We start from the raw sequence: 14,505 nt of genomic DNA on the forward strand, positions 1-14,505 counted from the left end.
GCGACGCAGTGTAGACAAGTTGTTGGACTTTCCAAGCTGCCACTTGGTAAAACCAAGTGACACCAGATGGCGGAGGGGATGCGGCGCATGGAGTTCCGGCAGTCGAACAAGCTCAGCGAGGTCTGTTACGAGATCCGCGGCCCGGTGATCGAGCACGCCGACGCGCTGGAGGCGGCGGGGCACAGCGTGCTGCGCCTGAACACCGGCAATCCGGCCCTCTTCGGCTTCGAGGCGCCGGAGGAGATCCTCCAGGACATGATCCGGATGCTGCCGCAGGCGCACGGCTACACGGACTCGCGCGGCGTCCTCTCCGCCCGCCGTGCCGTCGCCCAGCGCTACCAGGCCCTCGGCCTGGAGGTGGACGTGGACGACGTGTTCCTCGGCAACGGCGTCTCCGAGCTGGTCTCCATGGCCGTACAGGCGCTGCTGGAGGACGGCGACGAAGTCCTCGTCCCCGCCCCGGACTTCCCCCTGTGGACGGCGGTGACGACCCTGGCCGGCGGCAAGGCGGTGCACTACCTGTGCGACGAGCAGGCCGAGTGGTACCCGGACCTGGCCGACATGGAGTCGAAGATCACCGACCGCACCAAGGCGGTCGTCATCATCAACCCGAACAACCCGACCGGCGCCGTCTACCCCAAGGAGATCGTCGAGGGCATCCTCGACCTCGCCCGCCGCCACGGCCTGATGGTCTTCGCCGACGAGATCTACGACCAGATCCTGTACGACGACGCCGTCCACCACGCGGCCGCCGCCCTCGCCCCCGACCTGGTCGTCCTCACCTTCTGCGGCCTGTCCAAGACCTACCGGGTCGCGGGCTTCCGCTCCGGCTGGCTGGTGGTGACGGGGCCCAAGCAGCACGCGAAGGACTATCTGGAGGGCCTGACCATGCTGGCCTCCATGCGCCTGTGCGCCAACGCGCCCGCCCAGTACGCCATCCAGGCCGCGCTCGGCGGCCGGCAGTCCATCCGCGACCTGACCGCCCCGGGCGGCAGGCTCCGCGAACAGCGCGACGTGGCCTGGGAGAAACTGAACGAGATCCCCGGCGTCTCGTGCGTGAAGCCCAAGGGCGCGCTGTACGCCTTCCCGCGCATCGACCCGAAGGTGCACGCGATCCACGACGACGAGAAGTTCGTGCTGGACCTGCTGCTGCGCGAGAAGATCCAGGTCGTCCAGGGCACGGGCTTCAACTGGCCCTCCCCCGACCACTTCCGCGTCCTGACCCTGCCGTACGCGGACGACCTCGAGGCGGCGATCGGCCGGATCGGGCGCTTCCTGAGCGGGTACCGCCAGTAGCGGCCGGGGGCAGCCGGTGTGGTCAGCCCTTGCGGGTGAAGCGGACGCCCAGGTCGCAGGGGGTTTCCGGGTCTGACGTGGCGCACAGGGTGTCGCCGTCGTCGACGACCGTCAGCGTGATCCGGCAGGGCTCGTCGGACTCCTCGGTGAAGGACAGGCCGATCTCGGAACCCGACGTGGCCTCGGGCGAGGTCATGTACAGGCCGTCGTCGTCGGCGAAGAAGGCCCAGTCGCCGTCGCTGTGCCCGCCGGGGCAGCCGGTGTCGGCGAGCTTGCCCGCGTCCAGCCCGGACGCGGTGAAGGTGCGGCCGGCGGTGAGGGCGAGGGACGCCCCGTCGCCGGCCTGCCAGCTGCCGGTGACCCGGTCGGCGGAGACGGTCGCGGTCTCGGCGCCGCCGCACGCCGTGGCCGCCAGCAGGGTGATCAGCACGGCGGCCGTCCGGCGGACGGCGGGTGCGGAGGGTGTCTTGAGCACAGGGGAATCCTAGAAGGGTGCCGGATGTGCCGGTGGTCCGGGGCAGCGGGGCCGCCCCGGACCACCGGGTGTCTGTCACGGGCGCGGTGGTGCTACTCCAGCCACTCCGAGTAGTTCACGCACTCGTTGATGGGCCACTTCTCCTCCCACGAGAAGTCCTCGCGGACCGCCGCCCCGAAGGTGTCCTCGAACGCGGGGTTCCACGAGCGGGGGATCGCGTGGGTCGCGGACCGCCAGTCGGAGACGTTCCAGGCGGTGAACTTGAGGGTGACCGAACCCTTCTTCTTGTTGATCGAGCTGATCTTGGCCGTGGCGGTGTACGTGCCCAGGAAGGCGTCGGCCTGGTTGCTGGTGCCGATGGCACCGTTGGTCAGCACGCCGGCGACGTCGTTCGCGATGCCGCGCACGGTGTTGAACTTGAACGCGTACCAGGGGTGACCCGGCTCGGGACCCTTGTCCTCGTACATGAACTCGACCTCCTTGGCGAAGGCCCCCTTCGTGCCCTTGCGGGCCTGGCCGACCATCTTCGCCCGCATGCCGGAGATGGTCCCGTCCTGCGCCAGGATGGAGGTGAAGGCGTCGCCGCCGCGGAAGTCCTGGTGCTCGCGCAGCGGGTAGCCGCCGCCCCACAGCCAGCCCATGAACAGGGAACGCGAGGTCTCCCAGCGGTTGGCGGCCTTGGGGTCGCTGACGATGCCCCAGTCCGGCATGGAGGCGAGCATCTCCTCCAGGCTCTGGGTGGGCGGGTTGAAGGGCAGGTCCCACGACTTGGTGATGTAGTTGTAGGTCGCGCCCGGCGTCCACTGATTGACCGGCGGCTGGGTCCAGCCACCGGACGAGGTCGGGGCCGTGCCGCCCCAGCCACCGCCGCCGCCACCGCCGGCGGCGGTGATCGCGGCGCCGACCACGCCGAGCACCGCACCCACGACACCGCCGACGATCGCCCCGATGAGGCCGAGGAGACCGCCGAGACCGTCGCTGGTGCCGCTCGGGTCGGAGTTGGTGACGGGACTGTTGCTGGAGTAGGCGTAGCCGTTGAGGGTGTTGGGCTTGTCCGGCTCGAGCAGCGGGTCGACGCTGAGGAACCTGCCCGTGCCCGGGTCGTACTGGCGGGCGCCGAGCTGGGTGAGGCCGGTCGTGGCGTCGGCCGGCTTGCCCAGGAAGCCCTTGTCGTCGGGCCAGGCGCCGGAGGCCGTGCCGCGCGGGGCGCCGAACGGCGTCGACCAGCGCTTGACGAACGCCAGCGTGCCGGCGTCGACCGCCAGGCTCGAGGTGCCGTGGTGGTCACCGGCGAGGAAGGTGAGCTTCGTGCCGGAGACACCCGCGGTGGAGGTGCGGACGCCGATGACGGCCGAGCCCGCCTTGTAGGTGCGGGCGCCGGAGAGCGCCTTGGTCGCACCGTTGCCGCTCACCTTGAGGTGGACCTCGGTGGTGCCCAGGTACAGGACGGTCTCGCCGTCCTTGGTGGTGGGGCGGCGGATGAGCAGCTCGCCGCCGGCGTCGTAGACGTAGGCGGTGCCGGTGGCCGGCTTCCCGGCCGCGGCCGGCTCGCTCGCGGTGGCGAGGCCGCCCTCGGCGTTCCAGTCCAGGGTCTGGGTGGCCTGCACCCCGGGCCGCGTCTCGGTGTTGCCGGTCTCGTCGTAGGTGTACGACGCGGTCTTGGTGCCGGTCACCGTCGAGGACAGGGCGTGCGGCTGGCCCTCGGCCGTGCCGTACTTGTACTCGGTGGTGACGTCGCCCGACGCGCTGTGCTCGGTCTGCCTGGAGCGCAGCCCCGAGTCGTTGTACTGGTAGCTCGTCCAGTACGGCGCCGCCCCGCCGAGGTTGGCCACGGTGCGGCCGGACGTGGCGCAGTCGGCGGTCTTGGGGGTCCAGGCCTCGCTCAGCCGGCGGTAGCCGTCGTAGGTGAAGCACTGGTGGTCCGCCTTGCCGGTACCGCCGAGGGTGGTGGCGTCGGAGACGGAGGTGATGTTGCCGGCGTCGTCCTGCTGGTACTTCAGCTCCTGGAGCATGAAGCCGTGGACGTCGTCGGTGACGTACGACCGGGTGAGGCGGCGGGTGCCGGCCTCGTAGTCGTTGTTCAGGTACACCTTCTTGGCGCCGGCCGGGTCGGTGGCCAGCGTCATCTGGCGCAGGTCGCCGAGGGGAGAGTAGGCCGCCTGCTGGAGGTAGCCGGTGGTGCCCTTGGCAGTCAGCACCTGGCCGAGCTCGTCGTAGGTGTAGGACACGGTCTCGGCGGACAGGCCGGCCACCGCGGGCGCGGCGGCCTGCTTGACGGTGCCGTCGAGGTTGTAGCCCGTGGAGAAGGCCAGCTTGGCGGGCACGCCGGCCGCGACCAGCGGGTCGTCCGCGGGGAGGGTGAGCTCGTTGTTGGTGACCTTGTACAGGGCGTTGTAGCGGGTGACTTGCTGGGTGTAGGCCTTGCCGGCCACGCCGCCCTCGTAGCGCACGGCCGTGTCCTGCTGGCCCTTGGCGAGGGTGTCGAAGGTCCAGGCCGCCAGCTTGTTCGCGTCGGTCTTCGAGGTCTGCCACATGCCCGTCTTGCGGCCGAGCACGTCGTACTCGAACAGCAGCACCTCGCCGCGGCCGTCGGTGGACTTCACCGCCTGGTCGAGCGTGTTGTGCTCGGTGACCGTGGTGCCCTTGTCGGGGTCGGTGACGGACACCTGGCGGCCGAAGAGGTCGTACGTGTACGTCCACGCCGACTGGTCGTGCGCGGTGATCGACTTCTGCCGGTCGGCGGCGTCGAAGGTGTACCGGGTGGTCATGTAGTCCGTGCCGGCCGGGCGGGTGCCCGCGTAGTCACGGCGCTCGACGGTCCGCCCGAACGCGTCGGTGACGACCGCGTTGGCCGAGCCGCCCTCCGGGGCGCTGGTGAGGACCAGATCGCCCTGGTACGTCGTGTCGACCGTCCACTCGGTGACGCCGTAGCTCTTGGTGACCGCCTTGGTGACGCGGCCCATGCCGTCGTAGACGCTGTCGGTCTGCCGGGGCGCCTGGCCGCCGTCGATCTGCACGATCTTGCCGGACGGGGCCGCGGTGTCGTCCCAGATGTCCGACTGCGCGGTGACCGGCAGGCCACGGCCGTCGTAGAGGGTCTGCGCGATGATCCGGCCGCCCTGCGCCGAGGGCGCCTGCACCTGCCGGGTGCGCAGCAGTGAGTCGTAGATCTCGTACGTGGTGTTGTAGCCGGAACCGTCACCGTTCAGGGTGGCGCTGGAGACCCACGGCAGGGACGTGGACTTCACGCTGTAGCCGTAGACGTAGTTGGCGGTCTTGCCGAGCGCGCGGGAGCGGTTCGGCAGCCACACGGAGGTGACGCGGCCGAGGCTGTCGTAGGCGGTCTCCGTCACCTTGCCGTTGGCGTCGGTGACCTTCAGGTCCACGCCCAGCCCGAAGTCCTTGACCGTGACGGTCCGGTGTCCCTTGGCGTTGACGACCGCCGTCGAGGTGAGGGGACCGGCCGCGGGCGGCTGGTACTCGGTCTTGGAGGTGACGACGTTGCTGGTGTTCTTCACCTGGACCGGGCGGCCCAGCGTGTCGTAGTCGGTGACGGCCGTCATCTGCCACAGCGGCTGGTCGTCGCTGCCGTAGCCCTTGGCGCGGCCGGCCCAGCGCGCGTCGCCCTTGGTGGGCTTCTGCGTGGCGGACCAGGTGGTCGTGTCGTAGGCGGTGGCCTTGTCGGAGACGACGTCGCCGGGGCGCGTGGCGTCCGCCGGCAGGTCCAGGGCGGAGTCGGTGACCGAGCAGGCCCGGCCGACGATCCGGGTCCGGGAGACCAGGGCGGTCAGCCCCGCGGCGTCGTTGCGCGCGTACCAGGTGCGGGTGCACTTCTCGTCGCCGGTGACGGAGTCGTCGCCGGTGTCCTCCACCGACACGGGCATGCCGTAGTCGTCGTAACCGGTCTTGGTGGTGCGCACCCGGTCGTAGGGGGTGAGGCGGCTGGTGACGCGGGTGCGGGCGTGCGAGGCGCCCACGCGCACGTAGTACGCCTCGGTGTCGGCGTACGACTTGTGCTGGGTCGCCGTCCGCTTGGACCAGGGGTCGTTGACGGTGCCGGAGACCTCCTTGTCGCCGTCGTAGGAGACGCTCTCGCGCTGGAAGCCGGCGAGTTGGTCGGAGTCGGTGACGGCCGGGGCGGTGACGCCGGCGACCTCCACCTTCCTGCGCCGGTCCGGGTCGGGGGTCTTGCCGTCGCTGCCGAGGAGCCGGTCGCCGTCCATGCCGCGCAGGTACACGGTGACCGTCTTGGCCCGGGTGCCGTCGGACGGCCCGGTGTAGTGGGTGACCTTGCCGTAGCCGCGCCACTGGGACCAGGTGCGCTCCTTGGCGGGGGTCAGCGGGTCGTCGTTGTAGTGCCAGGCACCGCCGCCGGAGTACTCGTAGGTGTGCTGCACGGCCTCGGAGCCGCCCAGCGGGTCGGTGGTGCGCACGGAGCTGACGGGGTACTTCTGGAACCAGTCGAGGATCGGCTCCTCCTGGCCGTAGGGCGACCAGTACACCGGGAAGCAGCGCTTGGTGTTCTCGTCCGCCTTGGGCATGGTCTGCCCGGCCACGCAGTCCGCGGGCAGGTAGTCGACGATCGTCTGCGCGCCGGTCTCGGAGACGACGGTCTTCAGGCGGGGCCGCTCGAAGGAGAGGATGTCGTCGCTGGGGCTGTCCACCCGGTTGGGCATGAAGACGTGGGAGAACTTCACCGCGTCCAGGGAGAGGTCGGTCCCCCGCTTGCCGGTGTGCTTGATCTCGTCCAGCCACAGCGACTGGTCGGTGGAGTCACCGGTGTCGCCCGGGTCGAGGTAGAGGTGCTTGAGGGTCCAGGTGTCGACCGGCGAGAAGGCGGGGGTGGCCGCCGCGGCGTCCCACGCGTAGGTGCTGACCGAGGTCAGCATCTTGCGGGTGAAGAACGACGGGCTGTCCAGGTACGGGCACTTGTCGCCGTCCTTGCAGATCCGGTCGAACGGCACGTCGGGCCAGTTGTCCCGGGTGTCCTCGGTCAGCGCGTCGCAGCCGGTGCCGGAGGCCAGGCAGCGCTCGTCGTGACCGAACACGATCTTGTGCGAGGCCTGGGGGGTGCCGGAGAAGAGGGCGCCGGCCCGCTGTCCGTAGCGGATCTCCTTGAGGTAGCCGCCGCGGATGTAGGACGTGCCGGTGTTGTCGTCACCGAGCTTGTCGTAGTTGTTGGCCTCGTCCTCGTACCAGTAGGTCGTGGCGTTGCCGTGGGTGTCCTCGGCGTAGTCGAGGTTCCACCGCCACGCCTGCTTCTTGTCGCGCGAGGTGAAGCCCGTTCCGTCGGCGTAGCCGGGCTCGCCCTCGTCGTCGCCGAAGACCGGCACGGTCCACACCGACTTGGTGCGGACGTCGGCGGCGGCGCCGTCGAGCTTGTTCTGGCCGAACACGAAGCGGGTGCCGTCGCCGGTGGTGACGGTCCAGTACTCGCCGTTGTCGTCGCCGTTGTCCGCGCCGGTGGAGTGGGTGACCTTGGAGGCGTCGTCGTTCTTCAGCCGCCACCGGCCGGTGGTGTCGTCCTTGACCAGCTCGGTGGCCTTGCCGTTCAGGACGAGGGAGGCGTTGTCGTACTTCCAGCACAGGTCGTGCCGGTCCTTCTGGCCGTCGTCGGTGCACGAGCCGTACTTGCGCTCGATGTAGGACGAGGTGATGTCGAAGCCCTCGCCGACGTCGGTGCCCTGGTTGTTGCTGGTGGAGGTGCGGCCGTCGACGCTGCCGGAGTCGTAGGAGATCTCCAGCTTCGGGGCCTCGCCGGCGGCCGGCTCGGGTGCCTTCAGCGGGTAGGACCAGGTGAACGAGCCGGAGCTGCCGCCGGCCTCCCAGGTCGAGGACGCCGCGAGCGGCGTCGCCTTGTAGTCGCCGTCGGCGGAGGCGGTGCCGGCCGCCAGGGCCAGGGTCATGGTCTGCCCGGAGGCCGCCTTCGGGGCGAAGGCGAGGTCGGCGGTGAGCCGTTCGTCGCCGCGCTCGTTGGTGAACTCCACCGGCGTCGCGGGCGGGCAGGCGCCCGCACCGGCGGACGCGCAGTCGGGCAGGCGCAGCACCTGGAGGCGGCCGGCCCAGTCGCCGCCGTAGGCGGAGGCGAACGCCGAGTAGTCGATGCCGAGCCGGGCCGCGCCGCCGTCGGCGGGGCCGGTGACCTTCAGGACGACGCCCTTGACGCCGAGGGCGCCGGCCGCCTTCTGGTCGAGGACGTCGACCTTGACGCTGCCGGCGCGCTTGGCCTTCTTCGCCGCCGGCGGTGCGAGGGTGACGGGCAGCCGGCCAGGGGTGGCCTCGGCGGTCCTCGTGCCGGACGCGGTCAGGCGGGCCGAGCCGCCGGTGGGCCAGCTGGCCTTGCGTGACTGGTCCTTGACGGCACGGTCGGCTGCCGTCTGGTCGGCTCGGGCGGCGTCGCGCACGACGGCCGCGGTGCGGGCGTCCTGCTTCGCCTTGAACGGCGCCACCTGCTGGGCGTTCGGCGTGGACAGCTCGGGCCTGCCGAGGGGATCCACGTCGTCGGCGGTGGCGGCGGGGGCGAGCAGGCCGGGCAGCAGGGTGATGCCGACGACCGCGCTGACGCGGCGCAGCCAGGGGCGTACGGTCCGGCGCCGGTCGGCGCCGGGTCCGGTCCCCGCGCGAGGGACCCCCAGGGGTTGGTGTCTCATGGGATTCCTTGTCCGAGAAGGAACGTCGAAGGAACGTCGAAGGGACGCGGTGCCGAGGGCGGGCGCCGCTCCGACGGACGGAGCGAGCCGGTCCGGGGGCGCGGGTGACCGCGCCCCCGGACCGGCTCAGGAAGGGAAGGGCGCCGTTCAGACGCCGCCGAGGATCTGCGACCGGACCTGGTCGGCGCTCATCGCGCCGGTCCACACGCGCAGTTCCTCCAGGGCGCCGGGCAGGTGGTGCCCGGTGGTGCCGCCCTGGCTGCCGCGGCCCACGGTCAGGGCCCCGGTGCCGTACTGGGGGGTGGTGAACCCGGACGCGGTCTCCGAGGGCTGGTCGAACTCGCCGACGTAGAGATGGAGTTTCCCGTAGCGGGTCTCCGTCTTCGCCGGGTCGGCCGGGTCCGTCCACTCCCAGGACTCCTGGGCGTCGAAGACGCCGGTGACCTGCACCCAGGTGTCGGTCTCGGCGATGTCGCCGCCCGGCGCCTCGGCGGACTGGGTGACCTTGCCGTCGGCGCCGACGGCGGTGCGGGTGAACTTCCACTGGTAGACACCGTCGGCGGGCTTCACCGCCCACAGCGCCCAGGAGGACTCACCCGCGCTCGCCTGCTGCCCGGCGACCAGGGCCTTGTAGCCGACCGGCTTCGAGGCGAGCTTGGCCGAGTCCAGCTGGACCCGCGCGGAGACCGTGAAGGATCCGGTCTCGTCGACGACCGGGCCGGTCGCGGAGGCGTAGCCCGCCGTGCCGTCCAGGACGAGTGCGTTGTTCTCCGGGTCCAGCACCGCCCCGGACGCCGACAGCGTCAGGTTCGGTGTGCCGTAGGAGGACACCTCCTTGACCGTGGTGCCGGTGGACGACGCGGCGTCCCACTGCGCGACGAGCTCGTTGGCCGGCACCCCCTCCTCCAGGAGCTGCGCCTGCTGGGCGATCTCGTCCGGGGTCAGCACGCGCTGCCAGACGCTCACCTCGTCGACGCGGCCGCGGAAGTGCTCACCGTAGACGCCGCCGACCAGGGAGCGGCCGATCTGGAGACCGCCGGCGGAGACCCACGGCTGGTACGCGGTCGACAGGGTGTTCAGGACGACGGGCTTGCCCTGCGGGCGGCCGTTGACGAACAGCTGGATGGTGTCGTTCGTCCGGTCCGCGTCGTTCTTCGTGTCGAACACGCCGGCCAGGTGCGTCCACACCTTCAGCGGCGGGTTGGTGGCGTCACCGAGCGACCGCAGGTAGACCGGCTTGTCCTTGACGTCCCCGGCGGTCCGGTTGAAGACCCACTTCTTGTACGAGGCCGAGTAGTACAGCGTGAACGCCGATCCGTAGGTGCCGGGGGCCGCCATCACCACCCGGGTCTGGGAGGTGTCGGTCAGGAAGGCCCACGCCGAGACGGTGAAGGAGTCCCGCGTGTTGACGGCCGGGGACGCGGTCGCGGCGTAGCCCGCCTGCTGCGTCGTGTCCGACGTGTCGTTGAGCCACAGCGAGGCGTCGGCGTCACCGCGCCGGGCCAGCGTGGACCAGCCCGCGCCTGCGGTGTAGAGGGTGGCGTCGTGCCGGGTGCCCTCGGTCGCGGTGTCCTTGGCCGTGGTCACGCCCGAGCCGGGCGCGGCGTCGTCGAAGTGCCAGGTGCCCGTGGCGCCGGCGGCGGGGGCGACCTTGAAGCTGAACTCCGCCGGGGCGCCCCAGCGGCTGCGGACGTCCTTGGCCTCCACGGAGAGCACCTGGGTGCCCGACAGCGACGGTGTCACGTCGGAGACGGTGACCGACGCGCCGGTGACCGCCTTGGCCTCCTTGGCCGAGGTGGTCAGCAGCCGCCAGCGGTAGCCGGTGATGTCGGTGTCGGCGGCGTTGGGCTTGAAGGTGAAGGTACCGGCCACACCCGGGCCGCCCTTGCCCTCGCAGAGGTTGGCGGTGCACTGGGTGTACGGCGAGACCGAGGTGACGACCGGGGCCTTGGGCGCCGTCGAGTCGATCTTGAAGTAGCACCAGGAGGAGTACGAGGAGAACAGGTCGCCGGACTTGCCGCTGTACGACCAGTGCGACTGGGTGCGCGAGCGCAGCCGGTACAGGCCGCCGTCCGCCCGGTTGGAGGTGCGCATCTTCTCGAGCGTCTCGTCGGGGTCCCAGCCGGAGTCGGGCCGGTAGCCGGACCACACCTGGTGCCAGGCGGCGTCGTCACCGCGCTCGACGACGAACTCGGCCTGGAGGGAGCCCTCTTCGTCACCCATGTGGTGCTCGACCTGGGTCTGCACCCGGGCCTGCACCATCGGGTCGACGCGGGTGACGATCAGCGGGTCGGAGGACGAGGTCCGGCAGTAGGCGGTGGTGCCGTCACCGGGGATGACGCCGACGCTGGTGGGCACGCCCGGCTTGAAGGCGTACGTCACCTTCAGTTCGGCGTTGTCGTCGAACCGCTTCCACGCCTCGGGGTCGGACTCGTCCTTGGCCCGCAGCATCAGCGTGAGCCGGCTGATCTTGCCGTCGGCGAACTTGCGCACCGTGGAGGCGAGGTTCTCGTCGGTCTCGTCCGGGTTGTCGTTGAACTCGATCCACTGGTCGGGCTGGTCGGGGCTGCACTGGCTGCCGCGGCCCGCCGAGACGTACCGGTCGCCCATCTGGTCCAGCTGCGTCGGGCCGGGCCACCGGGTGCCCTCGGAGATGTTGTTGGTGCGCTCCAGGTCCACCCACTTCGGGGAGCAGCTGAACGACCAGGTCTCGTACGCGCGGAAGGTGGCGTCGAGGACGTACTTGCCGGCGAGCTTGGACGGCGAGAACTCGAAGTACATGCGGTTCGTGTAGTTGCTGCCGCAGTAGTACGGGCCCGACACGCTGCACCGGCCGACGCCGTAGTCGCCGTTGAACTGCCAGAACTTGTCGCCGTCGGACGACAGCACGGTGCGCTCGGACACGCCGAGGCCGACCGAGGGGTCGATGTAGACGGGGTAGACGGTGTCGGCGCCGCGCAGCAGGCCGAGGTCCGGCTCGACGGTGACGCTGTCGGCGTCGACCTGGACGGGCATGACGGCGCTGGTGTCGCCGGCGCCGGGCTGGGTGCCCTCCTCGACCGGGTCGGGGACCTCGCCGTCGGCGGTGCCGGAGGTGGCCAGCTGGGTGTGCACGCCGTCGGTGCCGGGACGGGCGTCCTGGCCGGCGGAGTCCCACATCTGCCCGGCCGGGCCCTTGAAGACGGTGTTGCCGTCGGTGTCGACGGCGCGCACACCGCCGCCGGCGCCGGGCGTCAGCCGCAGGTCGGTGGTGGAGGCGGTCAGCTCGATCTGCTCCAGGGCCGGATCGGCGGCGGCCTCGGCCGTCTTGACGACGAGGACCTCGCGGTACCCCTCGGCGGTGGCGGTCAGCTCCAGGTCGACGCCGTCGAGCACCTCGGGGTAGACGGCCTTGGCGCCCTCCAGGCGGGGCTCGGGCAGCCGGCCGGGCCAGTCGAGGTGCAGGCTGCCCTCGTCGTTGCCCAGGCGGATCAGACCCTTGCCGTCGCCGCCGCCGGAGAAGGACAGGTCGACCACGGCGGCCTTGGGGCCGATGGTGCCGTCCGGCCTGCGCTCCAGCGTGGCGTCCACGGCACGCCAGGTGCCGTCGTCGGCCTTGGCCCGCTGCGGGACCGCGGACTGCACCAGGGTGAAGGTGCCGTCCGGGTTGGCCGTGGTGGTGGAGTACTCGGTGCGCTCACCGGTCACCTCCACCTGCTCACCACTGGCCGCGGCGCGCTCGGCGGCCGTGGCGTGGTCGATCCCCGCGTCCGCGGCGGCCGAGGTCGCCGCCGCCGGGGCCGCGGGAGCCGCGGGAACCGCGGCCGCGGGCGCGGTGAACGCCGTCAGCGAGGCCACCAGGGCCACCGAGGTGATTCCGGCTGCCAGTCCGACGGGACTGACGATCCGTCTGGGCCGGTCTCCGCCAGCCGAGTTGTAGCCGCGCACTCGTGCGCCCCCCATGAATTCCTCATGCAATCTTCACAATGGCCGCGTCAGTAAATAGCGTCCCGCGGCTAACGGCAAGCGTGTTCGTGATCACAGAGAGCCAACTCGTGTGACATATCGATCAAATGACGTCACATCATGCACGAGGAATGCACGAGAAATGCTCGAGGACCGCCCCGAGTCCCGTCTCCGGGGCCGAGTCGGTTCCGTGGGTCGCGGTGTCCATGTGACACCGTGCTGACGAGCACGACGGAAAGGGCGGGTGTCCATGGGTGATCTTTTTCTGGTCCGGCACGGTGAGACCGAATGGTCGCGGTCCGGACGGCACACCGGGCTGACGGACGTCCCGCTGACCGAGAACGGCCGCGATCAGGCCCGCGCCCTGATGCCGCTGATCCGGTCGCACCGGATCGGGGCGGCGTTCGTCAGTCCGTCGCAGCGGGCCCGGGAGACGGCCGAGCTGATCGGGCTGCACGGGGTGCGCGTCGACCCGGACCTGCACGAGTGGGACTACGGCGGCTACGAGGGCATCACCACGGTCGAGATCCAGCGGACCCGGCCGGACTGGTTCCTGTTCACGGACGGCGTCGCGGCCGGACCGCCGGACCACCCCGGGGAGTCGCCGGAGCAGGTGGGTGAGCGGGCCGACCGGGTGCTGGCCCGGGTGGACGCCGCGTTCGCCGACACCGAGGGGTGCGTGGTGCTGGTGGCGCACGGACACTTCCTGCGCGTCCTCGCCGCCCGGCACCTGGGGCTTGCGCCGTCGCACGGTGCGCTGTTCCAGCTGGGCACGGGGACGCTGTGCCGGCTGGGGACGGAGCACGGGCGTCCGGTGATCGCCGCGTGGAATGTCAGACCCCCGTCGTAGTCTTCGAAGGTGCCTGCCGGTGAGGGACCGGCGAGGAAGGGACCGGTGGAGGAGGGGACGCCGTGACACGACCGCCGACCGCCGCGCAGCGGCGCGTCATTGACGGCGCCGACCCCGTCACCGGGCGGCTGAGGGGGACGCCGGCGCAGCTCGAGGCGCTGGTGAAACGCGGGCTCGCCTTCCGGCACCCGCGGCCCCCGCACGACTGCTTCCTCACCCCGGCCGGGCACCGCGTACGTGAGTCTCCCGCCGAGGCCGCTCAGGCACCGGCTCCCGCGCCCGCCGCACCCGCCGCCGACGGCGTGTTCGCCGCGCGGGCCGGCGGTGAGGAGGAGGCGCCGGGCGCGGCGGGGCCGGCGCGGCTGCGCGAGGTGCGCGCGGCCTGGGCAGGGCTGCTGGAGCTGCGCCGGATGACCCGCCCCGACGGGTCCGCGGACCTGCCGTGCGGGTGGGAGCGGACGCATCTCGTGCGGGCCGCCGCGCTCGCGCTGGAGGCCGCCGGACACCGGCCCGCCGGTCCCTCCGGCGACGACGGGTACCGGGTGCGCGCGACACCGCAGCCCGAGGCCGTCGCCGTGCACGCGGCCGACGGCACGGCGCTCGCGGCCTGTGCGGCGACGCTGGAGGCGGCGGGCTGGCAGGCCGGGGAGCACACCGAGCCGCGCACCCGGGCCCGCTATCTGCTGGCCTCGCCGCGGAGGGCGTGAGCGCCCGTGTCAGGATCGTCCGGACAGGACGTCCACCCGGTACGTCCGCGCAGTGCGTCCACGAGGAGAGGCAGTTGTGGTGAGCGAGCCGTTTTCCGTCCCGGTGACCGTCCGCGGGTACGAGACGGACACGCAGGGACATCTGAACCAGGCCGTGTACCTCAACTACGCCGAGCACGCCCGCTGGTCGCTGCTCCAGGCGGCCGGGGTCCGGCAGGCCGATCTGGTGGCCCGGGGTGTGGGGCCGGTGGCGCTGGAGACGACGATCCGTTTCCGGCGGGAGCTGCTCGCCGGTGACGAGGTCGAGGTGACGTGCGTCTTCGAGTGGGGCGAGGGCAAGACGTTCCGGATCCGGCAGAGCGTCCTCAAGGCCGACGGCACCGTGGCCGCCGAGATCGAGGCGGTCGGCGGGCTCATGGACCTGCGCGAGCGCCGGCTGGTGCCCGATCCACGGCAGCGCTTCAAGGAACTGGCCTCGGACCCGGCGCGGTTCGGGCTGTAGGACGACCGAAGTGTGCGGGCCGGCGCCCCCTTCGGGAGGCGCCGGCCCGGGTAATGCCCCGGGTGTCCCGGGTCCCGTCG

The 14,505-nt window shown here is 71.5% G+C and carries 7 protein-coding genes; 4 read left to right on the forward strand and 3 right to left on the reverse strand.

What is annotated here, in order from left to right:
- The first annotated feature begins 87 nt into the window (after positions 1-87).
- Positions 88-1,296 carry a pyridoxal phosphate-dependent aminotransferase gene (locus AB0E77_RS14740; RefSeq protein ID WP_361569818.1) on the forward strand — a complete coding sequence of 403 codons (1,209 nt, stop codon included), beginning with the start codon at positions 88-90 and terminating at the stop codon, positions 1,294-1,296.
- A gap of 22 nt (positions 1,297-1,318) precedes the next feature.
- On the opposite strand, the gene AB0E77_RS14745 is transcribed toward AB0E77_RS14740, so the two are convergent.
- From AB0E77_RS14745 to AB0E77_RS14755, 3 genes are all read right to left on the reverse strand, one after another.
- On the reverse strand, positions 1,319-1,771 hold the full coding sequence (locus AB0E77_RS14745) for a hypothetical protein (RefSeq protein WP_361569819.1): 453 nt from the start codon (positions 1,769-1,771) through the stop codon (positions 1,319-1,321).
- Positions 1,772-1,863: 92 nt separating this feature from the next.
- Positions 1,864-8,421 (reverse strand): RHS repeat-associated core domain-containing protein, encoded by a 6,558-nt coding sequence (locus AB0E77_RS14750; protein WP_361569820.1) that lies wholly within the window; start codon positions 8,419-8,421, stop codon positions 1,864-1,866.
- A gap of 147 nt (positions 8,422-8,568) precedes the next feature.
- Positions 8,569-12,363, reverse strand: a complete 3,795-nt coding sequence (locus AB0E77_RS14755; protein ID WP_361569821.1) for a LamG domain-containing protein — start codon at positions 12,361-12,363, stop codon at positions 8,569-8,571.
- A gap of 253 nt (positions 12,364-12,616) precedes the next feature.
- Between AB0E77_RS14755 and AB0E77_RS14760 the strand changes: the two genes are divergently transcribed.
- The 3 genes from AB0E77_RS14760 to AB0E77_RS14770 all read left to right on the forward strand — a co-directional run bounded on the left by AB0E77_RS14760 (position 12,617) and on the right by AB0E77_RS14770 (position 14,425).
- Positions 12,617-13,216, forward strand: a complete 600-nt coding sequence (locus AB0E77_RS14760) for a histidine phosphatase family protein (protein WP_361569823.1) — start codon at positions 12,617-12,619, stop codon at positions 13,214-13,216.
- Between the two features lie 62 nt (positions 13,217-13,278).
- On the forward strand, positions 13,279-13,923 hold the full coding sequence (locus AB0E77_RS14765) for a hypothetical protein (RefSeq protein ID WP_361569825.1): 645 nt from the start codon (positions 13,279-13,281) through the stop codon (positions 13,921-13,923).
- Between the two features lie 79 nt (positions 13,924-14,002).
- Entirely contained in the window at positions 14,003-14,425 is a 423-nt protein-coding gene (locus tag AB0E77_RS14770) for an acyl-CoA thioesterase (protein WP_361569827.1), read from the forward strand.
- Positions 14,426-14,505: the final 80 nt, after the last annotated feature.

The sequence above is a fragment of the Streptomyces sp. NPDC032940 genome (assembly GCF_040636935.1).
Lineage (GTDB): Bacteria > Actinomycetota > Actinomycetes > Streptomycetales > Streptomycetaceae > Streptomyces.